Raw genomic sequence first — 23010 nt, 5'->3', positions numbered from 1 at the left:
TAAGCCCCCTCAGTTGCATTTTTTTTTGCTACAATAGACGCAATTTTTTATCCACTTTTGAACTGTTCGAACTATGACTGATTCAGCGCAAAATATCGCGACAACCTACGATCCGACTGAGATCGAGAAAAAATGGTACCAAACTTGGGAAGAGCGTGGTTACTTCAAACCGTCTGAAAAAGGCGAGTCTTTCTGTATCATGATTCCGCCACCAAACGTCACTGGTAGCTTGCACATGGGTCATGGTTTTAACAATGCCATTATGGATGCGTTGACTCGCCATAAACGTATGTCTGGTTTTAACACGCTTTGGCAACCGGGTACTGACCACGCAGGTATTGCAACGCAAATGGTTGTAGAGCGTCAGTTGGGTGCACAAGGTATTAGCCGTCATGATTTAGGTCGTGAAAAGTTCATCGACAAAATCTGGGAATGGAAAGAACAATCAGGCGGTACAATTACCCGTCAAATCCGTCGTTTAGGTTCATCTGTAGACTGGTCACGTGAACGCTTCACCATGGATGAAGGTTTATCAAATGCTGTGAAAGAAGTGTTTGTAAAACTTCACGAAGATGGTTTGATTTACCGTGGTAAACGCCTTGTAAACTGGGATCCAAAATTACAAACGGCACTTTCTGACTTAGAAGTTGAGTCTGATAAAGAAGAAGCAGGTTCACTGTGGCACTTCAAATATTTCTTTGAAGATAAGTCACTTCGCACTCACGATGGTAAAGATCACATCGTAGTTGCGACAACTCGTCCTGAAACATTATTAGGTGATACAGCAGTTGCGGTTGCCCTTGATGATGAGCGTTATGCTGATTTAGTTGGTAAGAACATTATCCTGCCAATTACAGGTCGTGCAGTTCCTATCGTTAAAGATGAATATGTAGACAAAGAATTCGGTACAGGCTGTGTAAAAATTACCCCTGCGCATGACTTCAATGACTATGAAGTGGGTAAACGTTGCGAATTGCCAATCATCAATATCTTCAACAAAAATGCTGAAGTGCTTGCTGAGTTTGAATACATCGCCAAAGCTGGCGAACAAATTTCTAAAACCATTCCTGCCCCTGCAGACTATGTTGGTTTAGAACGTTTTGAAGCACGTAAAAAGTTAGTCGAACAAGCGGAATCTGAAGGTTGGTTAGACCAAATTCAACCATATACGCTTAAACCACCTCGCGGTGACCGTTCAGGCGTGATCGTTGAGCCACTTCTTACAGACCAATGGTATGTGAAGATTGCACCGCTTGCTGAACCTGCAATTAAAGCGGTTAAAGATGGCGACATCAAATTCGTTCCTGAACAATACAGCAATATGTACATGGCTTGGATGAACAACATTCAAGACTGGTGTATCTCTCGTCAATTGTGGTGGGGTCACCGCATTCCTGCTTGGTACGATGCGGAAGGCAATGTTTACGTTGGTCGTAATGAAGACGAAGTTCGTGCGAAAAACGGCATTGCGCCTGAAGTTGAATTGAACCAAGACGAAGACGTATTGGATACATGGTTCTCATCAGGTCTTTGGACATTCTCAACTTTAGGTTGGACTGGCGATGAAGCGAAAGATAAAGAAAACTATTTCTTAAATACCTTCCACCCGACTGATGTGTTGGTTACAGGTTTCGACATCATCTTCTTCTGGGTTGCCCGCATGATTATGATGACCATGCACTTCATGAAAAATGAAGATGGCACACCGCAAGTTCCGTTCAAAACTGTATATGTACACGGTTTGGTACGTGATGGCGAAGGTCAGAAAATGTCTAAATCTAAGGGGAACGTGCTTGACCCATTAGACTTGATTGACGGTGTTGACCTTGAAACTCTAGTACAAAAACGTACTACAGGACTCATGAACCCGAAACAAGCGGCGAAGATTGAAAAATCAACCCGTAAAGAATTCCCTGAAGGCATTCAATCTTACGGTACAGATGCGGTTCGTTTCACATTCTGTGCGCTTGCGAACACTGGTCGTGACATCAAGTTCGACATGAAACGTGTTGAAGGTTACCGTAACTTTGCCAACAAAATCTGGAACGCAACCCGTTTCGTGATGATGAACTGCGAAGAGCAAGTGATTGGTCAAGAAGTTCGCCAAGATCTTTGGGAATTACCTGAACAATGGATCGTGAGCCGTCTACAAAAAGCGGAACAAGCAGTGCAAACTGCATTTGCAACCTATCGTTTAGACTTGGCTGCACAAGCGATTTACGAGTTTATTTGGAATGAATACTGTGACTGGTATGTAGAGCTGACTAAGCCTGTTCTAAATGATGACAACGTATCGGTTGAGCGTAAAGCTGAAGTACGTCGTGTTCTTCTTTCTGTGATGGAAGCATCTTTACGTTTGGCTCATCCTTTGATGCCGTACCTTACAGAAGAAATCTGGCAAACACTTGCGCCAAAACTGAACATCGTTGGCGAAACGATTATGCTTGCACAATACCCTGTTGCTGACCAAGCGCTCATCAACGACCAAGCTGAAGCAGATATGCAATGGCTTCAAGGTTTGATTGGTGCAGTACGTAACATTCGTGGTGAGATGGGCTTAGGTAATGCTCGTTTGTTGCCTGTTCTTCTTCAAAACACGACTGATGCTGAAAAAGCTCAAATCGCACGTATTGAACCATTGTTTAAAGCATTGGCAAAAGTTGAAAGCATTACTTTCCTTGCAGATGCTGAACAACCGCCATTGTCTTCTTCAAGTGTTGTAGGTCATGTGTCTGTATTCGTTCCAATGAAGGGTTTAATTGACCCTAAAGCGGAATTGGGTCGTCTACAAAAAGACTTAGACAAGGTTCAAAAACAGCATGACCAAATTGCAACTAAACTTTCTAACGAAGGTTTTGTGGCAAAAGCACCTGCGGCTGTGGTTGAGGGCGAGAAAGTGAAACTTGCTGAGTTTGCTGATCAGTTAGCGAAGATTAAAGCGAATATGGAGCAGATTGCGGCGCTTTAATGCTGTAATTTGATTCAAAAAATCCCCTCGAATGAGGGGGTTTTTATTTATAATAACAGTTAATTAAGTCATAAGAACTTTATAACATGAAAACAAGCTTGGGAAGATTAACGTTAGAAAAAATTAAAGCTTTAACAGATTATTCTACTTTAGCTCAGACTGCTAAATTATCCGATAACTCAGCAATAGCTCAAGCTTCTAAGCTTTATGAAAATTCAGCAATGGCTCAAGTTTCTAAACTTTACGAAAATTCAGCAATGGCTCAAGTTTCTAAACTTTACGAAAATTCAGCAATGGCTCAAGCTTCTAAGCTTTATGAAAGTTCAGCAATGGCTCAGGCTTCTAAGCTTTATGAAAGTTCGGCAATGGCTCAGGCTTCTAAGCTTTATGAAAGTTCGGCAATGGCTCAAGTTTCTAAGCTTTACGAAAATTCAGCAATGGCTCAAATTGCTAAGTTAGTAGCATTAACCACACCTATTGAAAAATTACTTAATACTCAAGAATTTTTTAGTTTGAATAATTTATTAAATCACACTGAAATCGCTCTTATTAACTCTTGGAAATCAGCAAATACAGTAGAACAGTTAACTACTTTAGCTTCTTCACATTCAAGTTTAGGCTTATTAGCTGAGAGCTTATCTGTATCAACTTTTGAGAAAATTCAAAAAGAAAACCACTCCATTGATATTATTGAAGATAGTATCAATATTGCAGATGAGAATTTAAACAACCATAATCTCGAAAAACCTACTCAAATAAATGATGAATCGCTGTTTATCAATACAATTTTGCTTTCAATTTATATTTTAGTTATTCATGCTCAAGTTCCTTTGGATCAACTCCTTGTAACACTAGCTCAAAATTTTTTAAATAGTGCATTATTTTTTTACTTGCAATCCAAATATGAAGTAGCTAAAAACTCTCCGAATAGTATTGATAAAAATGAATTTAAAAACTCTCGTATTACGACAAGAACCTCATTTATATACATAAATCCCAGTTTAAAAAGTGAAATTATAGAAGAGTTAGAGCAATATAAATTTTTAGAAATTGTCCATGATCCTGACTTACATAAATCTTGGTTAAAAGTACGAACAGAGATTAGTGACGAAGTTTTAGAAGGTTATGTCTTAAGAAGTTATACATCACCTATTAAATAGCCCTCACCCCAACCCTCTCCCATAGGGAGAGGGAGCGTCATTTGATTGAATACCTTGGTGAATTTCGCAATGGAGTTCCCTCTCCTTTTAGGAGAGGGTTAGGGAGAGGTATGTTTTAATTCCGTGCATTTTCGCCATAAATCCCCCAACACCACATCCGTCCGCCCTAACACATCATGATTCCAATACCGCACAACGGTTAAACCCAAAGCCTCTAAAAACTTCGTCCGTTCAGCATCATATTCAACAGCATCATCCGCTCCATGCTGACTACCATCTAACTCAATCACTAAACCAATTTCATGACAGTAAAAATCCACAATATAAGGTTTGATCACATGCTGACGACGAAATTTAAGATTCATAAACTGCTTAGCACGTAGAACTTGCCACATGAGGTTTTCAGCATCGGTGGCGGTGTGGCGCATGGATTTGGCGAAGGTTAATAGCTGGGGATCGAGCTTTTTGTTCATTTTGGATTTAATTTTTATTATTTTCTTTAGATTATCAAATTTTATCACCTCTCCCTAGCCCTCTCCTACAAGGAGAGGGAACGTTCATTATTAAATTACGTGATGGTATCTAATCAGATGCAACTCCTTCTCCCTCTAGAATGAGAAGCACTGCTTCGCAAGGGGGAGGAAAATTAGGGAGAGGTGCTTTTAAAAAATTACAGCACTTGATGCTCCAACAACATCTCCAGCCCACTCTCTTTCCCCATATACATCAAACGTTGCTTTTCAGCTTTTAACTGTTGCTTCACCGCCGACACATCCGCATCAATCTGCTTATACAACTGCTCAATATTGAGTTGCCCTTTCGACTTTTGCACCGCAATTTTGGCTTTATTTGACCAAACCAATGAATCAATCAATTCCTGAATCTGCTTTTTTAAGGCTTGGCTTTGCGCTTCTAAAGCCTGTTGATAAAACTTCACTTGCTCGGTGCTTAAACCTTTATTTGAACCTTGTTTACTTTGTTCGACTTCAAGTTGCAGTTTGAGTAAAAAGAATAAATCTTCCTGTTCATAGGCTTCATTGGCACGTTGTAACAGCTCGGTTTTTTCGGCTTTTTTTGATTCATCAGGTTCACGATCAGGGTGAATGATGGATGCGACTTTTAAATATACGGTTTTCAGCGATTGGTTTACTAATTTTTCAGCTTGTGCTTGTTTATCTTGCTGACGTTTGAGTTTGGCTTGCTCACGAGCTTGAGCATATTCATTGGTATTCCATTCTTCAACATCATCAGAAATATCTAAATATTGTGTTATATCAGCCTCGCATTCCTGAGTTTTCTTTTTATTTTTCTTATCTTTTGCATGTGCTTCCGCCTGCTCATAATAGGTAAACAACTCATTCACTTTATCTAACTGCATTTGCTCAAGCATTTTGGAATCTTTTAAAAGCTTTATCAAAGCCTGAATTTTAATTTCAACTTGTGCAGAATCTGACTTAGTTAAATTATATGTGCTTAGGCTATTCCAAAGTGCCTGCATTTGCTCAAACAACGTCATATATAAATCACGATACGCAGGCATCAAAGCCTTTTGACTATATGCACGAATTTCATCTTTTGCATTTTGCCAAGCATTTAACAATAACTTTTGTTGTTCAATTTCATCAATCAAACAGTTTAGCTTTTTATGCTGTGGCGACACTTCAAGCACAGTTTGAGTAGCTGGTTTTAAAGCAAAAGACATAAGAATGCACAACATAAAATGTATATAAAATAATTATAATAAAACCGTTTCAATTCATGCTAATACTTGTATTATTTTTATATTAAAATTTACGATTTACACTTCAATTTGACCATTATTCACACTAGACTAGTCTAATAATAATACTTGGAATTTCTAAAATGCTGACACAGTCTGACTTAATTTTTAATCAAGAACTGGCCGCATGGGTTCAAGCTGTTGGATCGGTATTTGCCATTTTTGTAGCGATTAGTATTCCCCTTTATCTAAAACACCTAGAACAAAAGCAAAGTAAAACTCAGCAAAATCAACAAAAACAAAAATACTTTGTCACTTTATTACCAAGCTTGTATCGCATGCAACGCTATAGCGAAGAATTCAGCAAGCAAATTCAGCAACATCCTGAAAATAGTAAAAATATACTCCACACATTAGAAACAGAATATCTAGAACTAATTCCTGTGTTCTCTCAAGAACTGCATTTATTTGTTCATAGCCAAATTTATGATGCAAATCTCAATCAATTGGCTTTTGAACTTTTTCATTCAGAAGAAATTTTGGAACAACATTTATTGCTACCACAAGATCTAAAATTAGTCACTCATCAAGATCAGTTACTCAAAAATAGTCAGAACATTCAGCTCATCAGTTCAAAATTAATTCAATTTGTCGAAAATATTTATACCGATTAATTTTTACAATATTTGATTTTTCATTTTACAAATCAGTTAAATATTTTTCATTTTAACTATTGCATGTGTTATATATTTCATAGTACTAATAAAACAATAAATACATCACATAAAATTAAAATACGGTGAATTATGATTAACTACATCTTAAAAATAATTATTCCATTAATTATATACACACACTTTTTTTCCATTGCTATCGCAGGATCTTTAATCGGTGGTTCTAGTCAAATGACAACTTCAGGCGATGGTACTATTTGCACACTTAACACGGGGAGATCGACTACATCGACTACATCAAAAAATTATAATTGTATAATCGCTACCAACAATAATGCTTTTATTATCATGAATACTGCAGAATCAAATGGTTATCCAGATTCAACCAAATTAGATACAGCTATCAATAATGCGGCTAGCGATTCAATTGTTCTTGGCAAAAACTCACAAACATTAAATTCAAATGATGTTGCATTAGGTAATAATTCGAAAACCACTGCCGTACTAGCAACAGCATCTTCGACAGTTGCAGGAAATACTTATAATCATGCTGGCAATAATCCAACGAGTGCTGTCGCTGTCGGTGAGTCGGGTAAAGAACGTATTATTCAATCTGTTGCAGCAGGTCAAGTTTCAGCAACATCTACAGATGCTGTTAATGGCTCTCAACTTTATGCAGCCTACGATGCAATTAACTCTATGTACAAAAGACAAATGGCTGGGTACGATTCGGAAATAAAACAAATTAATCAAAACATGAATGATCTAAAAGAAGGCGCATATGCTGGTATTGCTGGTGCACTTGCTGTTGGGAATCTGCCACAACCTTCGTCACCTGGAAAAAATATGATTAGTGGTGGTATGGGGACATATAAAGGACATTCAGCGGCAGCATTTGGGTTTAGTTCAGTAAGTGAAAATGACAAAATAATCTGGAAAATAGGTGCATCTTTCGATAGTAACCGAAACTCAGGTGGAGCTGTATCAATGGGCTATCAATGGTAATCCAGCTAAATAAAACAGACAAAATTGACAGAATTAGTAAAAATAGTGAATATTTTCTATACTTCTAAATAATTTATTAATACAAAAAAACGATAAGAATATTTATTTAATTCAAACTATGTTGTTCATTTAAAGTCAAAATATACAAATTCGTACCTATTTTAACTGTATTTTAGCCCAAATATAATGGTTACAAAATGTAACACCCCCTCTGTAATGGTGTATTTGTACACAATTTTATGTATATTCAAACAATGATCTTTGAAAAATAATTGTCATGGAAGGCATATAAGTTAAGGGTTATTGCAAAAAAAAATGATAACTTGATCACTATTTAGCCCCCAAAAATCCTTGAAATTATTTTTCTTGAGCAAAGTAGTAAATCTCGCATAAGATAAATACGGGTTACTTTTTGACAATATTAAATACATATTTAATACAAACTGTGTATTTAATAAAGCAAAACCAAAATAGCAATAATTATAGAAACGGAGTTTATACATGAAGTTCAAACACACTACCCTATCGGTTCTTTGTACAGGCGCATTAATGCTTGGTTTAAGCGCATGTAGCAATGACAAAGCTCCTGCATCAACAGAATCTGCTTCTTCAGATGCTACTGCTACTTCAGGCACATTAGAAAAAATTAAAAAATCAGGAACAGTTGTTCTTGGCTACCGTGACTCATCTATCCCATTCTCTTATATCGCAGACAACCCAACACAACCTGTTGGTTATGCACATGACTTACAATTAAAAGTTGTAGAAGCGCTTAAAAAAGATCTAAACATGCCAGATCTTAAAGTTCGCTATAACTTGGTAACAAGTCAAAACCGTATTCCATTGGTTTCAAATGGTACTGTTGACTTAGAATGTGGTTCAACTACAAACAATAAAGAACGCCAACAACAAGTTGACTTCTCTGTAGGTTTCTTCCAAGTAGGTTCACGCTTACTTACAGCTAAAGATTCAGGCATTAAAGATTTCTCTGATCTTAAAGGTAAAAAGCTTGTAACAACTGCAGGTACTACATCTGAACGCTATATCCGTCAACATGAAAAAGAATTAGGCATTGGCGAAATTATTTCTGCTAAAGACCATGCAGAATCATTCTTAATGCTTCAAAACGGTCGTGCTGCTGCATTCATGATGGATGATATCTTGCTTGCTGGTGAAAAATCTAAAGCAATTAATCCTGAAAAATGGGAAATTGTAGGTACTGCTCCAATTCAAGAAATTTATGGTTGTATGCTGCGTAAAGGCGACACAGGCTTCAAGAAAATTGTTGATGGTGCAATCACTGAAACTTACAAATCTGGCGAAATCAACGATATGTACAAAAAATGGTTCCAGTCAGCTGTTCCACCAAAAAATATCAACTTGAATTTCCAAATGTCTGATCAATTAAAATCATTGATTAGCAATCCACATGACCGAGACGAATAAGTTTTAAAATAATAAATGAATAAATACATCAGGCAAAAAGTAATTTTTGCCTGACTATTTGCGGAGTCATTATGAATTATAGTTGGAACTGGGGAGTTTTATTTCAGTCCACTGGCATTGGTAGTACAACCTACTTAGATTGGGTTCTTACAGGACTTGGCTGGTTAGTTGTAATTGCCATTGTTGCATGGTCTATTGCTATGGTGCTTGGTAGCATCCTAGGGATTATGCGTACTTTACCCAATAAAACTGCACGAAACATTGGTGCGGCGTATGTTACGCTTTTTCGTAACGTACCATTGTTAATACAATTATTTATTTGGTTCTATGTTGTGCCAAATTTTTTACCAGGTCCAATCCACACTTGGTGGGTCAGTGACTTAGGTGCAAATACTACTGCCCTTATTTCTGCAAGTATTGGTCTTGGTTTGTTTACGGCTGCTCGTGTATGTGAGCAAGTTCGTACAGGTATTGAAGCATTACCTCAAGGTCAGATTAATGCGGGTTATGCGATGGGCTTTAGCACATTCCAGTTGTACCGTTACGTTATTCTCCCTCAATCGTTTCGTACTATTTTACCGCCTTTAAGTTCTGAACTAACTAACTGCGTAAAAAATACTTCGGTTGCTTCTTTGGTGGGTGTATCTGAAATTATTTCTCAAATGAAAACAATCAGTGAATATACTCAAAACACCATCGAAATTTACACCTTCATCACCCTCATTTTCATTGTCGTTAACGTTTGCCTATTAAAAGGAATGTTAATACTTGAAAAACGCTTGCGTGTTCCAGGTTTAATTGCAGGAGATAAATAATGGAATGGCTCACTGCATTTTTAACTGACCTTCAATTATCAGCACCAGCGTTGTGGCATGGTTTTTCAATTACTTTAAAAGTTGTTGTTATTGCAACTGTGGGGGGTATCGCTATTGGTACAATCCTTGCGTTAATGCGACTATCTTCAAATAAAGTATTAAATTTCATTGCCCAAAGTTATGTAAATTTATTCCGTTCCATTCCTCTACTTTTAGTATTGATGTGGTTCTATTTTGCAGTACCGTTTTTCTATACTGCAATTACAGGAAATTATTTAGCAATCGATACTGCTTTGGTATCAAGTATTGTCGCATTCATGCTCTTTGAAGCTGCATATTTCTCTGAAATTGTTCGTGCAGGTATCCAATCTATCCCACGTGGACAAACAGCCGCAGCTCAAGCATTAGGAATGACTTATGGGCAATCTATGCGATTAATTATCCTCCCTCAAGCATTCCGTAAAATGACTCCTTTGCTATTACAGCAAACCATCATTTTATTCCAAGATTCAACGATGGTTTATGCCATTGGCTTGCTTGATTTCTTCCGTACAAACTATGTCCGTGGTGACCTTATGGCACTTCTTACGCAATACATTTTATTTGCGGGCTTGGTTTATTTCACTGTAAGTATGATCGCAACTTATGCCGTTAAAAAATTACAAAGGAGGTTAAGTGTATGACAGATAGTAAAGTAATGATTGACCTCCAAAATGTGAGCAAATGGTACAACAAAGACTTTCAGGTATTGTCTGATTGCACGACTCAAATTCACCAAGGTGAGGTTGTCGTTGTTTGTGGTCCATCTGGCTCAGGTAAATCGACACTCATTAAAACAGTAAATGGCTTAGAACCATTTCAACAAGGTCAAATTTTGGTCGATGGTGTTGCCATCAATGACCCTAAAACGGACTTAACTAAATTGCGTAGTCGCGTAGGCATGGTGTTCCAACATTTCGAGTTGTTCCCTCACCTTAGCATTACGGAAAACTTAACCATTGCTCAAATTAAAGTACTTGGTCGCTCTGAAGATGAAGCAAAGAAAAAGGGCTTAGCTTACTTAGACCGCGTTGGTTTAAGTGCACATGCCCATAAATTTCCTTCTCAACTTTCAGGTGGTCAACAACAGCGTGTTGCTATTGCACGTGCTTTAAGTATGGACCCTATTGCGATGTTATTCGATGAACCAACGTCTGCTCTAGATCCTGAAATGATCAATGAAGTACTTGATGTAATGGTCGAGCTTGCTAAAGAAGGCATGACTATGATGTGTGTAACTCATGAAATGGGCTTTGCTCGTCAAGTTGCAAATCGTGTCATTTTCATGGATCAAGGAAAAATTGTAGAAGACTGTACAAAAGATGAGTTTTTCACCACAAAACGTAGTGATCGTGCTCAACAGTTCCTAGATAAAATTCTTCACTAATTGAATCTAAGCAAAAAAAAGCAGATCAAATGATCTGCTTTTTTTACTCTTAAATTTATCTATTGCTTTATGTTTTTTAATTCACCTTTTTAAGTATTCTTTAAGGCTGTTTTTATTTAATACATCTTATTTATTTTCATTGATGTTATGAAAAATCTGAGACAATTTTCTTTATTACAAAGTGCTATTTTAATTACAAGTTTTTTCATTCTATGGCTTTATATACCTGTAGGTGGCACTTTAGATTTAACACTTATTTCACCTTGGATTGACTCAACGGGACAATTCCCTTTTAAAGATTCTTGGTCTTTAGCAACCCTCAATCATCGCTATGTTAAAAATATTATTATCTTAATCTACTGCTTCTACTTTTTTACATGGATTGCATCTTTCAAATTTCAAAAATTAAAGCCTCTACGCCATGAATATGCCTACTTCTTCTTTGCATCTATGTTATGTACTATTTTAATTGGCTTAATAAAAGCACATTCAGCACATGCCTGCCCTTGGGATATGACAACGCCCACAACCTCAGGTTTTACATGGAATTTTACAGCAACAGATGGTCATTGTTTTCCTGGTGGTCACGCATCAACAGGTTTTGCTTTAATGACAGGCTATTTTGTCTATTTAAAATCAAATACTAAACGTGCATATTTTTTTCTAATTTCAGGACTTATTCTTGGTTTTGCTATGGGGTGGGCTCAAATGATGCGTGGTGCACATTTCCTTAGCCACAACTTATGGACCGCTTGGATTACTTGGTTTATTAATTGTATAGTCTATATGTTCATTCAGTGCTATTACACGCTTAAACAAAAAAGTATGGCTTCAAATATATAAAGGAATGCTATTCACTCAAATTATGAGCTTATGTATATTTCTGTGACCTATACGCATATTTTAGTTAGAATACAATTTAATTGAATATACATAGAGCGAAATAGTGTCTGATATTTATGCTGATTTTTTGCAGGAAAATGCTTTAAAACAAGTAGAACCTGTCCAATCTTATAATATTAATAATCAAAAAGTTTGGTTAAAAAAAGCAGCTCAACGCCATTCAACTTGGATTTATCTCCCTTTACAATGGTTCTCTAAATTACTTGGTCTCAGTATGCTCGCACCTGTACCCAACAAAGGTGGAGAGGATGCAATCGCATGTGAAATAAACCGCATTCAAACTTTAAAAAAGCTAGGGGTAGCCGTACCTGACCTTCTTGCATCTCAAAATAATGCATTTTTATTAAAAGATGCTTCACCAAATGGCAAAGCAGTCATTCAGCTTGAAAGTGCTCTTTCCATTCAACCAACCACAGAGCAACGCTTAGCCTTATTTCATAAAGCAATTGATGCACTTGAAGATATCCACCTACAAAAAAGTTATTTAAGTGAAGCATTCGCACGAAATATTTTAGTAGACAGTGAACAAAACTTTTCTTTTATCGATTTTGAAACAGATCCTGGACAATATTTGAGCTTAGAGGACTGCCATACACGCGATTGGCTGTGCTTTATTTTTTCTACCTCTCATCGCTTTGAAGAGCATGAATTAGATCAAGCAGCGGAATTACTGGTAGATGCTTTAAGATTACATCCGCAAGCTTTCCAAGATATTTGTCGTGTTGGACGCAAACTGATATGGCTATTGGCAATAAAACCAGAAAAATTGGGCAATGATGGTAAACGTCTAAAAAAATGTATTTATCTACTAAAAATACTCAATAAAAAGCACTAATTTAAATATATGTTTAAATTTTAAAACGGGCAAAATACCCGTTTTTTATCGCTTAATTGGTAATACAACCACAACTTTAAGCCCACCCAAAGTTTCACTTCTACAAAAATCTAAATGACCGCGCAAATGCTGAATGGCTTTATCAACAATAGATAAACCTAAACCACTTCCAATTTCAGCATGATTATGAATTCTGTAAAACCTTTTCTTTATATCATTGAATTTTGATGGATCAATCCCTGCTCCACTATCTTCAACAATAATGACAGCGTTATCTCCAGCTATTGAAACCGAAACATTAATAATGCCTTTTGGAGGGGTATATTTAATCGCATTATCAATTAAATTATAAACAATTGAATGTACCGCATGCTCTTGTGCAAAAATTTCAATTTTCTGTTGTTCATCCATGCCTAAATCAATTTCTTTTTGCAACGCAAACTGAATGAGTTGCTCAACACAACTAACAACAAGCTCATTTAGATCAAATAATCGTGATTCATCTACATTATAAACAGACGCATCTTGCCTTGCTAAACTCAACAACTGACTGACTAAATGCTGTACTCGAATAAGTCCCTTACTTAGGTTTTTAATGGATGGGTCATGAGGAAATTGTTGCAATAAAATTTCTGTCTGCAAATTTAACGCAGTAATAGGTGTTCTTAATTCATGTGCGGCATCGGCTGTAAACTGCTTTTGCTCTTGTTGTGATAATAAAATTCGCTCAAAAAGATGATTCATTTCTTGAATAGTGGGCGTAATTTCTACAGGATATTGAGTTGCTTGAATAGGCGTTAACTCATAAGCTCCCCGCTTAATTAATTCATCCTTAAAGTCATCTAAAGGTTTAAGATTTCTACGAATGAGCCAAATTAATCCCCATAAAGCAAAGGGTAAAAATAATACGTAAGGAATAAACATACTCAGCGCAAGCTCAAAAGCCAAACTTTGACGTACAGAATTTTGCTGACTCACCTGAATTTGAAGCTTATCTAATGGCAAAATATAAGTATGCCATTCATCTTTTTCCGTATTATGTGAATAAAACCCTTTTTCCTTAACAGGTCCTACCAATAAATTAAGCTTATCATTCACGTTGTCTTGTTGATCATAAGCCCACACATCAACAAATAAATCTTCCTCATGATAATGCTTATGCACATCAAAATCGCTTCGTATTGGTTGAGGCTCATGATCTGCCACACGCTCAGCCAAATTTTGCATTTGGGCATCTATAATTTCATCAATTTCTTCAAGTGCAATTCGATAAGCAGAGTAAATTAACAAGCATCCGAGAACTACACTAAATACAGATACATAAACGATTAGGCGCTTTTTTAAAGAGTAATGACCTTGCATTTATGATTCCTAAAGTTGTCCCAATCTATAACCTAAACCACGAATTGTACGAATAAAATCCTTACCCAACTTATTACGCAAATGATGAATATAAACTTCTATAGTATTACTACTAATTTCCGTATCAAAATCATACAACTTATCTTCTAAATTACTTTTAGAAAAAATTTTATTCGGATGAGTCACCAAAGGTAAAAGAATCGCCCACTCACGATTTGAGAGTTCAAGATACTCTCCTTTAAACTTCACCAAATGCTGTTCAACATCTAAAACTAAATCACCATATTTTAGAATATGACTATTTTCTAAAGTAGAATTTAAACTACCAGCTCGACGTAATAATGCAGAAATTCGAGCAAGTAACTCATCAAACTCATACGGTTTAATCAAATAATCATCTGCTCCTTGATTTAAACCCTCTACCCGATTATGTAGTTGATCTCTTGCAGAGATAATGAGCACAGGCAATTGAGCAAAGTTTTGTCGTATTTGTTTTAAAACCTGCATTCCATCCATCATTGGTAAACCCAGATCAAGCAAAACAATATCAAATTTGCACTGTTGCAGATATTTTAATCCATCAATACCATTATTTACCCACTCCACTTCATGTTGATGATATCTCAATAAAGTTTGAGTGGATTCTGCAATCATAAAATCATCTTCAATGATGAGAATCTTGCTCATAATTTATGCTCTAGGTTTCGCACTACATTCATTAAACATATTTAGATTAGGATTTAATACTTTTGTATTAATTCCAAGTAAAGATAACATTGTTGGGAATAAATTATCTTGACTAAATGGTTGATCTTTTTGCTGATTTAAACAATTCAACTCACCAGAAATTGATTTTTTCCATTGCGGTGAAAACCACATTAACATCGAAATATGTGTCTGTTGACTTGGTGCAATCGCATATGGAGCACCATGCAAATACAACCCTTTTTCACCTGTAGATTCACCATGATCAGATAAATACCAAAAACCAGTTTCATATTTATCATTTTGTTTAAGTGTATCAATTAATTCACTTAACACATGATCTGTATATAAAATTGTATTGTCATAAGAGTTAACTAAAGCCTCAGGCTTACACCCTTGAATCGCATTCGTTTCACACGTTGGTGTAAATTTTTTAAACTCATCTGTCGTACGTTTAAAATATGCTGGACCATGGCTTCCCATTTGATGTAACACGATCAAGCGTGGTGTTTTATCATCCGCAGGAATTTGAGCTATAAACTGATTCAAGCTATCAACTAATATTCCATCTAAACATTCACCAGAATCATCACACCATTTTTGTTTCAATTCTTTTGGAATTTCATATTGTTCAACCCGATCACACGCACCTTTACACCCTGAATTATTATCAATCCATGTCACTTTATATCCTGCGCGTTTAGCAATATCCAATAATCCTTCACGATGACTTGCCAATTCCTCATCATACGATTCTCTTGGCATACCAGAGAACATACAAGGCACCGAAACTGCTGTTGCCGTACCACATGAACTCACTTGACTAAAATTAACAATATCTTGTTTAGATAAATTTGGATTGGTATTTTTTGCATAACCATTAAGTGAAAAGCTTTCTGCACGTGCTGTTTCACCCACAACAAGAACCATCAATTTTGGTTGTTTGGTACCACCTACTTTTTCTGTCAAATGTGCATCTTCACCATAAGTCACCAATGGTAAATTCTTTTTAGGTGCCTTTTTATGAAAATATGATGTCGTTGATGCGATAGCATTCTGAGGTGAAATCATTCCTTTTAAGTCACGATTTTCACGGAATATAGATGCAAAATCGATATAAAAACTAAATACTAATCCACCAACAACAGCCAAAGATGCAATGCTGTATATGAGCTTTTTTAGAAGTACTTTAAAGTTGGTCGCTTCTTTCTTTAATCGAATAAAACAGATCACAAAAATAGGGAAAACAATTACACCAATAACCCATGTTAAAAGGTGAAGTGACAATAAATCCTTCACTTCTTTTACATCGGTCTGCATCATGTTTTGGACTTGATCTGAAGTAATAATAACACCCAGACTATTCACAAAATATGAACTAAATCCACCAATCACAATCAAAATAATTGCAAATATCTTGGCTGTCCATTTCCAAGAAAAAATTTGCATGATTAAGCTATAAAATGCAATCACAATACAAACTGTTGCAGCCATAAACAAAACTGCTTTAAAACCGCTATACGGCGTAAGCTCGCTGATTTTTTCATAAAAGCCAGTATTGAGAACAATACCTAGCCATACAGCAACCAACAAATTGAAAGTACCTAAGCTTATAGGTTTAATTTTATTTCTTAGCTGACATAATTTTGACTTTAAATTTTGCATAAAAATTCAATCACGGGGAAACCCAATGCCTTTAAAGTAAAAGTTGAAACTTAAAAAACACTTAAATTTGAAATGTATTTATTTTTATTTAAGTCATTAATCGTATTTTTAAGTTTAATTTTTTGATAAATATTATTTTTTATAAAATTTACAATCACAGAATTAAATTATTAATCATATAATTTTTCTAATTTTGACCATTTTATAATAGGAATTATTGCAAATACTGCAATACCACATATTATACATAGATATAATTTATAACCTAATTCATCCCCCAATAAACCACTCAAACTATATAGAGCACCACTGACAGTTGCCATAATAGCAACTTGGAAGGTGAAGTCAGTCCCTGCAAACTCTTTACGACTATATTGCATAATCAGCGTCAGCATCACCACTAAAAGCATGGAAGACGCCATATCTTCTATCGCATTCACACTATAAATTACCCATGGAGGAATATTTATATTTGCTTCAAATAAGTGCGCTAACCATACGTATGCCAATAAACTAACTACCTTTAAAACCGAAAAGCCCAGTAATGCCTGCACCCTAGAAATATACTTTAAACATAGTCCTGCTAATCCCGCACCCATCAACGCAGCGCAAGCACCTAGCATCGTGACATAAATACCAATTTGTGAAAAACTTAAACCGATATCAACCATTAATGGTTTTAATAATGGTCCTGACAGTCCATCTGCAATTTTAAAAGTAATTAAAACAATCAGCCATGACATCAACACTGGCGTTTTTGTAAAATATGATAAATATACTTTTATATTGCCCCATTCAAGTTTGGTTTTATTGTTTTGAGTTAACTTATCTAAATGCTTTGATTCTTTGGTGAATAAAATAGGGAGCGTATTTAAAGCCACTAAACCCGCCAAAACCCAAAATGTCATTTGCCAATTCAGCCAGTCCAAAGCCCACAAAATAGCCCCACCACCGACAATAAAGCCCAATCTAGAACCTACAACTTGAAATGTATTCCCCCAATGCTGCTGTTCATTTTTTAAAACATTGACTGCCAAGCCATCGGTTGCGATATCTTGTGTTGCTCCAATTAAATTCATACTGAGCAAAACAACAAAAAATGCCAATAAATATGTAGGCTGATTTAAAGACTCTATTGGAATAAATGAAAGTGCAATGAGTACAAAAACAGTAAGTAGCTGTGTTGGAATAATCCACGTTTTGTAATGCCCAAATTTTTGATATCCAAATTTATCGACCAAAGGTGCCCAAAATATTTTAATTGACCATGGCAACATCAATAATCCAAAACCACCAATATGAGCGAGTGACACACCTTGTGCTCGTAAAATAACAGGTAAAGCATGTGTCATAAAACCTACAGGTAAACCTTGTGCCCAATATAATGAAAACAAAATAAGATAAACATTACGTAAATTAGACATAAACTTCCTAAGCAAATGATATTTTTGTACTTATATCCGTATGACATATATTATTTTGCCAATGATCATCCTGATATTAAAGCTTAATATTTTTTATTAACATTCATTTTCTATTCTAGACAAAAATAATATGAAAAAATTTCCAACTTTACCGCCTTTAGTGCCACACAGAAATTCAAGCACTTATACACAGAGTTTCTTTAAAAAAGTCTTTCTTGCTCAAGGCTGGGAAATGCATGGTGAGTTTCCAAACCTAGCCAAAGCTGTTGCAATCATTTCCCCTCATACATCGAATATTGATGCATGGCATGGTTTTTTAGCTTTATTAGGATTAAATATAAAAATTACAATTTTCGGGAAAAATACACTTTTTAAAACACCCCTCAAGCCAATTTTAAAATGGATTGGGGTTATTCCCGTTGTACGAAACACCCCTCAGGGACAAACGCAACAAATTGCCAATATTATTGCAGCTAAAGAGCAAATATGGATCGGCATGGCGCCTGAAGGGACTCGTAAAGAAGCTGAAAAAATTCGGAGTGGTTTTTATCATATTACTCATGCAGCGCAAATTCCAATTGTTATGTTTGCATTTGATTATCAAAATAAAATAATTAAAATTTTAGGCACATTTGAAACAACAGGCGAATATAAAAAAGACTTAGAAAGCATATTAAACGCTTACGAAGGTAATTTTTCACCTAAACATGAAAAATGGTTAGCAAAGCCGTTACAAAAGCATTGGAAAAAAGACTAGCAAAATAGTCTACTTTTTGGTGATATGTGCTCATTATTTGTTTAATTTATTTTATATTCAATTTATGAAGTTATTACATCTCCCTCTCCTTGCTGTACTTGGCTTAAGCCTATTAGGTTGTGATAAAGCAACCAAAACACCAACTCAAACCACAGCAATCAAAGCTCGTGAACCCGTTATTGCACTTGCGCTTGGCGGTGGTGGTGCAAAAGGCTTTGCTCATATTGGTGTCATAAAAGTACTTGAATCTCATGGTATTAAAGCCAAAATTGTAACGGGTACCAGTGCAGGTAGCTTTGTTGGTAGCTTATATGCAAGTGGAAAATCTCCATATCAATTACAGCAAATCGCATTAAACTTCAAAGAATCTGATATTCGTGACTTAACACTGAATCGACAAGGCATTCTATTAGGTCAAAAGCTGCAAGACTATGTCAATAAAAATGTTGCCAACAAACCTATGCAACAATTTCCAATTCGCTTTGCTGCCGTAGCTACACGTTTAGATAATGGTAAAAAAGTTGAGTTTATTAAAGGTAATGCAGGTCAAGCTGTTCGCGCATCTTGCAGTATTCCAAACGTATTTGTACCTGCCACTATTGCAGGCGTAAAGTATGTTGATGGTGGATTGGTTAGCCCGATCCCTGTAAAAACAGCTCGCGATATGGGTGCCGATATTATTATTGCAGTTGATATTTCTGCACGCCCTGAAGGGGGTAAAGCCACAAGTATGTTTGGTTTACTTGATCAAACCATCAATATTATGGGGCAACAAAGTATTAATGAAGAACTCAAACAAGCCAATATTGTTATTCAACCCAAAGTTGGACATATAGGTACACTCGACCTAAAAGCAAGTCATGAAACCATTATGGCTGGAGAGAAAGCGACTCAATTTAAAATTCATGCAATTAATAAAGCCATTGCAGATTTCAAAAAGTCACCTGCTGCATTAAAACCTGCACCTAAAGCGAAATTTTAAAATCAAGAAATTTGTTATATCCACATAGGTTTTCATCTGTTAAATTGATATAGATGATTTTTCATCTATATCAAACATTTCCTTATTCATTACTAATACAAAGAGAAAATGTATGGAATTTATCTTGGAACCGTGGCATTGGTTCGTATTAGGTGTAGCTTTAATTCTCTCCGAATTATTGCTTCCAGCATTTGCTGCACTTTGGTTTGGCATTGGTGCAGTTTTAGTTGGTATCTTGCTTTGGCTATTTCCATCTATGGGGCAAGTTGCTCAACTAATTACATGGATTATTCTTTCTGTTCTTGCAACCGTGTTTTGGTTTAAATACATCAAACCTCTTTCTACAGATAAAACCAAAGCTGGGTTATCTCGTGAAGCCACCATTGGTCAAGTTGGAATGGTTATTCAAACTAATTTAGAGCATGACCAAATTAAAGTCCGATTCCCTATGCCTATTTTAGGTGCAGATGAGTGGAATTGCCGCACTCAATCTTATGTACAAGTGGGTGACCGTGTTCGTGTGATCGATATTTTGGGTAACGATTTAGTTGTTCAAGTACACACTAGCAATTATGAAAATGAAAAAGTGAGTAAATAAAATGGCAGCTGGTTCTATTATTGTTTTAGCATTTTTAGCCTTTGTTGCAGTAACAATTTTTAAAGGTGTTCGCATTGTTCCGCAAGGTTATAAATGGATTGTACAGCGTTTAGGTAAATACCACACAACACTTGGTCCTGGTCTAAACTTTGTTATTCCTTATATTGATGAAGTTGCATATAAAGTAACAACAAAAGACATCGTACTTGATATTCCATCACAAGAAGTGATTACACGTGATAATGCTGTTTTATTAATGAATGCCGTAGCATATATCAACTTAACCACACCTGAAAAAGCGGTTTATGGTATTGAAAACTACACATGGGCAATTCAAAACATGGTTCAAACGTCACTACGTTCAATTGTAGGTGAAATGGACTTAGATGATGCCCTATCTTCACGTGATCATATTAAAGCGAAACTTAAAGCTGCTATTTCAGATGATATTGCAGACTGGGGTATTACGCTTAAAACTGTAGAAATTCAAGATATTAAACCATCTCACACTATGCAATCTGCCATGGAAGAACAAGCGGCTGCAGAACGTCAACGTCGTGCAACAGTAACGAAAGCAGACGGTGAAAAACAAGCAGCAATTCTTGAAGCAGATGGTCGTTTAGAAGCATCTCGTCGTGATGCAGAAGCTCAAGTTGTATTAGCAGAATCATCACAACGTGCAATTGAAATGGTGTCTTCAGCTGTGGGTGATAAAGAGATTCCTGTTGCTTACCTTTTAGGTGAACAGTATGTAAAAGCAATGCAAGACATGGCGAAGTCGAACAATGCTAAAACTGTTGTTCTTCCTGCCGATGTATTAAATACGATTCGTGGAATTATGGGTCGTAGTAACTAAATTCAAAGATTTTTCACACAATATGGGTAGCAAATTTGCTACCCATATTTTTTTTACTTACGATAAAACAGCAATTATTAATAAATTACGTATAAAATAACGCTTTATTTTTTGTTTTATATATGACTAAGAAGCAAGTTTTAAGTGAACTTAACTAAAAGCCTTACAAAATTCATCTTAAAGCAATGTTTCAATTCATCCTGACATGGACATAGTTATGAATTTAAATCCCACAGTTATTACCTTCTTATTTTACATTGTCGCCATGGTTTTCATTGGCTTAATGGCATACCGCGCAACAAGCAATTTCTCTGACTACATTCTGGGTGGTAGACGTTTAGGTAGTTTTGTTACCGCGCTTTCAGCAGGTGCATCTGACATGAGTGGCTGGCTACTTATGGGTTTGCCAGGTGCTATTTACCTTTCAGGTCTTTCAGAAGCTTGGATTGCTATTGGTCTAATTATTGGTGCTTGGATCAACTGGTACTTAGTTGCAGGACGCTTACGCGTACATACCGAAGTACAATATAACGCTTTAACGTTACCAGATTACTTTGCCAACCGTTTTAATGACAATAAGAAAATTTTGCGTATTGCATCAGCAATCATCATTCTTATTTTCTTTGCTATTTACTGTGCTTCTGGCATGGTAGCAGGTGCTCGTTTATTCGAAAGCATGTTTGACATGTCTTATAGTACAGCTTTATGGATCAGTGCAATTGCAACCATTAGTTATGTATTTATTGGAGGCTTCTTAGCAGTAAGCTGGACTGATACAATTCAAGCAGGCTTAATGATTTTTGCACTATTACTTACTCCAATTGTTGCATTATTAACATTCTCCGACCTTTCTCAAGTGACTTTAGCGCTTGAAGCTGCGCGCCCACAAGCAATGAACATTATGGGTGATTTAAGCTTTGTCGCTATTATTTCATTACTTGCTTGGGGTTTAGGCTACTTCGGTCAACCACATATTCTTGTCCGCTTTATGGCAGCTGACTCTGTAAAATCTATTCCAAATGCACGTCGTATTGGTATGACATGGATGATTTTATGTTTAGGTGGTGCAGTTGCTGCAGGTTTCATTGGTATTGCTTACTTCCAACAAAACCCTGAATTGGCAGCAGTTGTAAATGCAAACCCTGAAACTGTATTCATGGAATTAACAAAAATTTTATTTAATCCATGGATTGCAGGTGTTGTGTTAGCTGCAATTTTAGCAGCTGTTATGAGTACTTTAAGTTGCCAATTACTTGTATGTTCAAGTACCTTAACCGAAGACTTCTACAAAACCTTTATTCGTAAAACGGCATCTCAAAAAGAATTAGTTTGGGTGGGCCGCTTAATGGTTCTACTTATTGCTATTCTTGCAATTTGGTTAGCAGGCAACCCTGAATCTAAAGTACTTGGTTTAGTTGCTTATGCTTGGGCTGGTTTTGGTGCTGCATTTGGTCCACTCATTATTTTATCGTTGTTCTGGAAACGCATGACTTTAAATGGTGCTTTAGTTGGTATGGTCTCAGGTGCTGCTATTGTTATTATCTGGAAAAACTTCTTCGGAGACACGGGTCTTTACGAAATTATTCCAGGCTTTATCTTCTCATTCATTGCCATTATTGTCGTGAGTTTATTAGATAAAGAACCTAGCCAAGATATTACAGATCGCTTCAATGAAGCTGATCAGTTATATACTGATGCAATGAAATAAT

The 23010-nt window shown here is 36.1% G+C and carries 21 protein-coding genes; 15 read left to right on the top strand and 6 right to left on the bottom strand.

Translation table 11 applies throughout. The features are described 5' to 3' along the window. Nucleotides 1-73: 73 nt before the first annotated feature. Both AC5YDH_RS05455 and AC5YDH_RS05450 read left to right on the top strand, forming a co-directional pair. Entirely contained in the window at nucleotides 74-2968 is a 2895-nt protein-coding gene (locus tag AC5YDH_RS05455; RefSeq protein ID WP_496117431.1) for a valine--tRNA ligase, read from the top strand. 86 nt (nucleotides 2969-3054) lie between these two features. Beyond that, nucleotides 3055-4128: a hypothetical protein gene (locus AC5YDH_RS05450; protein WP_496117429.1), complete on the top strand. Its 1074-nt coding sequence runs from the start codon at nucleotides 3055-3057 to the stop codon at nucleotides 4126-4128. 98 nt (nucleotides 4129-4226) lie between these two features. Here the strand turns inward: AC5YDH_RS05450 and AC5YDH_RS05445 are convergent, their stop codons facing one another. Continuing rightward, nucleotides 4227-4601, bottom strand: a complete 375-nt coding sequence (locus tag AC5YDH_RS05445; protein ID WP_496117427.1) for an endonuclease domain-containing protein — start codon at nucleotides 4599-4601, stop codon at nucleotides 4227-4229. Between the two features lie 197 nt (nucleotides 4602-4798). Further along, a complete protein-coding gene (locus AC5YDH_RS05440; protein WP_496117425.1) occupies nucleotides 4799-5830 on the bottom strand; it encodes a molecular chaperone DnaJ in 1032 nt (343 codons plus the stop codon). Nucleotides 5831-5991: 161 nt separating this feature from the next. On the opposite strand from AC5YDH_RS05440, the gene AC5YDH_RS05435 reads away from it, so the two are divergent. The 8 genes from AC5YDH_RS05435 (at nucleotide 5992) to AC5YDH_RS05400 (ending at nucleotide 12952) form a co-directional block, all read left to right on the top strand. Further along, the gene (locus tag AC5YDH_RS05435; protein ID WP_496117423.1) at nucleotides 5992-6522 is read left to right on the top strand and encodes a hypothetical protein; all 531 of its coding nucleotides are present in this window, start codon (nucleotides 5992-5994) and stop codon (nucleotides 6520-6522) included. 348 nt (nucleotides 6523-6870) lie between these two features. Further along, entirely contained in the window at nucleotides 6871-7527 is a 657-nt protein-coding gene (locus AC5YDH_RS05430; protein WP_496117422.1) for a YadA family autotransporter adhesin, read from the top strand. 501 nt (nucleotides 7528-8028) lie between these two features. Beyond that, nucleotides 8029-8973, top strand: a complete 945-nt coding sequence (locus AC5YDH_RS05425) for a transporter substrate-binding domain-containing protein (RefSeq protein ID WP_496117420.1) — start codon at nucleotides 8029-8031, stop codon at nucleotides 8971-8973. Between the two features lie 71 nt (nucleotides 8974-9044). After that, nucleotides 9045-9788, top strand: coding sequence for an amino acid ABC transporter permease (locus tag AC5YDH_RS05420; protein ID WP_496117418.1), 744 nt, complete (start codon nucleotides 9045-9047; stop codon nucleotides 9786-9788). Continuing rightward, on the top strand, nucleotides 9788-10471 hold the full coding sequence (locus AC5YDH_RS05415; protein ID WP_496117416.1) for an ABC transporter permease subunit: 684 nt from the start codon (nucleotides 9788-9790) through the stop codon (nucleotides 10469-10471). The genes AC5YDH_RS05420 and AC5YDH_RS05415 overlap by 1 nt, the downstream gene beginning before the upstream one ends. A gap of 14 nt (nucleotides 10472-10485) precedes the next feature. Beyond that, entirely contained in the window at nucleotides 10486-11214 is a 729-nt protein-coding gene (locus AC5YDH_RS05410; RefSeq protein ID WP_496117603.1) for an amino acid ABC transporter ATP-binding protein, read from the top strand. A 147-nt stretch (nucleotides 11215-11361) separates the two neighbouring features. Then, nucleotides 11362-12057, top strand: coding sequence for a phosphatase PAP2 family protein (locus AC5YDH_RS05405; RefSeq protein WP_496117414.1), 696 nt, complete (start codon nucleotides 11362-11364; stop codon nucleotides 12055-12057). A gap of 103 nt (nucleotides 12058-12160) precedes the next feature. Further along, complete coding sequence (locus AC5YDH_RS05400) at nucleotides 12161-12952, top strand: serine/threonine protein kinase (RefSeq protein ID WP_496117413.1); 792 nt, start codon at nucleotides 12161-12163, stop codon at nucleotides 12950-12952. Between the two features lie 45 nt (nucleotides 12953-12997). Here AC5YDH_RS05400 and AC5YDH_RS05395 read toward each other — a convergent pair whose 3' ends face one another. The 4 genes from AC5YDH_RS05395 to AC5YDH_RS05380 form a co-directional block, all read right to left on the bottom strand. Then, a complete protein-coding gene (locus AC5YDH_RS05395; RefSeq protein ID WP_496117411.1) occupies nucleotides 12998-14314 on the bottom strand; it encodes an ATP-binding protein in 1317 nt (438 codons plus the stop codon). A 9-nt stretch (nucleotides 14315-14323) separates the two neighbouring features. Further along, nucleotides 14324-15001, bottom strand: coding sequence for a response regulator transcription factor (locus AC5YDH_RS05390; protein ID WP_496117409.1), 678 nt, complete (start codon nucleotides 14999-15001; stop codon nucleotides 14324-14326). A gap of 3 nt (nucleotides 15002-15004) precedes the next feature. Next, complete coding sequence (locus AC5YDH_RS05385; protein WP_496117407.1) at nucleotides 15005-16684, bottom strand: phosphoethanolamine transferase; 1680 nt, start codon at nucleotides 16682-16684, stop codon at nucleotides 15005-15007. Between the two features lie 170 nt (nucleotides 16685-16854). After that, the gene (locus tag AC5YDH_RS05380) at nucleotides 16855-18108 is read right to left on the bottom strand and encodes an MFS transporter (RefSeq protein ID WP_496117406.1); all 1254 of its coding nucleotides are present in this window, start codon (nucleotides 18106-18108) and stop codon (nucleotides 16855-16857) included. A gap of 130 nt (nucleotides 18109-18238) precedes the next feature. Between AC5YDH_RS05380 and AC5YDH_RS05375 the strand changes: the two genes are divergently transcribed. The 5 genes from AC5YDH_RS05375 (at nucleotide 18239) to putP (ending at nucleotide 23009) form a co-directional block, all read left to right on the top strand. Next, nucleotides 18239-18865, top strand: coding sequence for a 1-acyl-sn-glycerol-3-phosphate acyltransferase (locus AC5YDH_RS05375; RefSeq protein WP_496117405.1), 627 nt, complete (start codon nucleotides 18239-18241; stop codon nucleotides 18863-18865). Nucleotides 18866-18929: 64 nt separating this feature from the next. Continuing rightward, nucleotides 18930-19847 (top strand): patatin-like phospholipase family protein, encoded by a 918-nt coding sequence (locus AC5YDH_RS05370; protein WP_496117403.1) that lies wholly within the window; start codon nucleotides 18930-18932, stop codon nucleotides 19845-19847. Nucleotides 19848-19959: 112 nt separating this feature from the next. After that, nucleotides 19960-20445 carry an NfeD family protein gene (locus AC5YDH_RS05365; protein WP_496117401.1) on the top strand — a complete coding sequence of 162 codons (486 nt, stop codon included), beginning with the start codon at nucleotides 19960-19962 and terminating at the stop codon, nucleotides 20443-20445. A 1-nt stretch (nucleotide 20446) separates the two neighbouring features. Beyond that, a complete protein-coding gene (locus AC5YDH_RS05360) occupies nucleotides 20447-21301 on the top strand; it encodes an SPFH domain-containing protein (RefSeq protein ID WP_496117399.1) in 855 nt (284 codons plus the stop codon). Nucleotides 21302-21518: 217 nt separating this feature from the next. Continuing rightward, complete coding sequence (gene putP, locus AC5YDH_RS05355; protein ID WP_496117397.1) at nucleotides 21519-23009, top strand: sodium/proline symporter PutP; 1491 nt, start codon at nucleotides 21519-21521, stop codon at nucleotides 23007-23009. The last annotated feature ends 1 nt before the right edge of the window (nucleotide 23010 follow it).

This window comes from Acinetobacter sp. FY683 (assembly GCF_059515885.1).
This window is presented reverse-complemented; position numbering and strand designations above follow the sequence as displayed.

Excerpts from the sequence above, each read along its gene's own strand:
- AC5YDH_RS05455 (WP_496117431.1), top strand. The coding sequence starts at position 74 with ATGACTGATTCAGCGCAAAATATCGCGACAACCTACGATCCGACTGAG.
- AC5YDH_RS05420 (WP_496117418.1), top strand. The coding sequence starts at position 9,045 with ATGAATTATAGTTGGAACTGGGGAGTTTTATTTCAGTCCACTGGCATT.
- AC5YDH_RS05440 (WP_496117425.1), bottom strand. The coding sequence starts at position 5,830 with ATGTCTTTTGCTTTAAAACCAGCTACTCAAACTGTGCTTGAAGTGTCG.
- AC5YDH_RS05430 (WP_496117422.1), top strand. The coding sequence starts at position 6,871 with ATGAATACTGCAGAATCAAATGGTTATCCAGATTCAACCAAATTAGAT.
- AC5YDH_RS05405 (WP_496117414.1), top strand. The coding sequence starts at position 11,362 with ATGAAAAATCTGAGACAATTTTCTTTATTACAAAGTGCTATTTTAATT.
- AC5YDH_RS05395 (WP_496117411.1), bottom strand. The coding sequence starts at position 14,314 with ATGCAAGGTCATTACTCTTTAAAAAAGCGCCTAATCGTTTATGTATCT.
- AC5YDH_RS05445 (WP_496117427.1), bottom strand. The coding sequence starts at position 4,601 with ATGAACAAAAAGCTCGATCCCCAGCTATTAACCTTCGCCAAATCCATG.
- AC5YDH_RS05365 (WP_496117401.1), top strand. The coding sequence starts at position 19,960 with ATGGAATTTATCTTGGAACCGTGGCATTGGTTCGTATTAGGTGTAGCT.
- AC5YDH_RS05385 (WP_496117407.1), bottom strand. The coding sequence starts at position 16,684 with ATGCAAAATTTAAAGTCAAAATTATGTCAGCTAAGAAATAAAATTAAA.
- AC5YDH_RS05450 (WP_496117429.1), top strand. The coding sequence starts at position 3,055 with ATGAAAACAAGCTTGGGAAGATTAACGTTAGAAAAAATTAAAGCTTTA.
- AC5YDH_RS05435 (WP_496117423.1), top strand. The coding sequence starts at position 5,992 with ATGCTGACACAGTCTGACTTAATTTTTAATCAAGAACTGGCCGCATGG.
- AC5YDH_RS05370 (WP_496117403.1), top strand. The coding sequence starts at position 18,930 with ATGAAGTTATTACATCTCCCTCTCCTTGCTGTACTTGGCTTAAGCCTA.
- AC5YDH_RS05360 (WP_496117399.1), top strand. The coding sequence starts at position 20,447 with ATGGCAGCTGGTTCTATTATTGTTTTAGCATTTTTAGCCTTTGTTGCA.
- AC5YDH_RS05375 (WP_496117405.1), top strand. The coding sequence starts at position 18,239 with ATGAAAAAATTTCCAACTTTACCGCCTTTAGTGCCACACAGAAATTCA.
- AC5YDH_RS05425 (WP_496117420.1), top strand. The coding sequence starts at position 8,029 with ATGAAGTTCAAACACACTACCCTATCGGTTCTTTGTACAGGCGCATTA.
- AC5YDH_RS05390 (WP_496117409.1), bottom strand. The coding sequence starts at position 15,001 with ATGAGCAAGATTCTCATCATTGAAGATGATTTTATGATTGCAGAATCC.
- putP (WP_496117397.1), top strand. The coding sequence starts at position 21,519 with ATGAATTTAAATCCCACAGTTATTACCTTCTTATTTTACATTGTCGCC.
- AC5YDH_RS05415 (WP_496117416.1), top strand. The coding sequence starts at position 9,788 with ATGGAATGGCTCACTGCATTTTTAACTGACCTTCAATTATCAGCACCA.
- AC5YDH_RS05410 (WP_496117603.1), top strand. The coding sequence starts at position 10,486 with ATGATTGACCTCCAAAATGTGAGCAAATGGTACAACAAAGACTTTCAG.
- AC5YDH_RS05380 (WP_496117406.1), bottom strand. The coding sequence starts at position 18,108 with ATGTCTAATTTACGTAATGTTTATCTTATTTTGTTTTCATTATATTGG.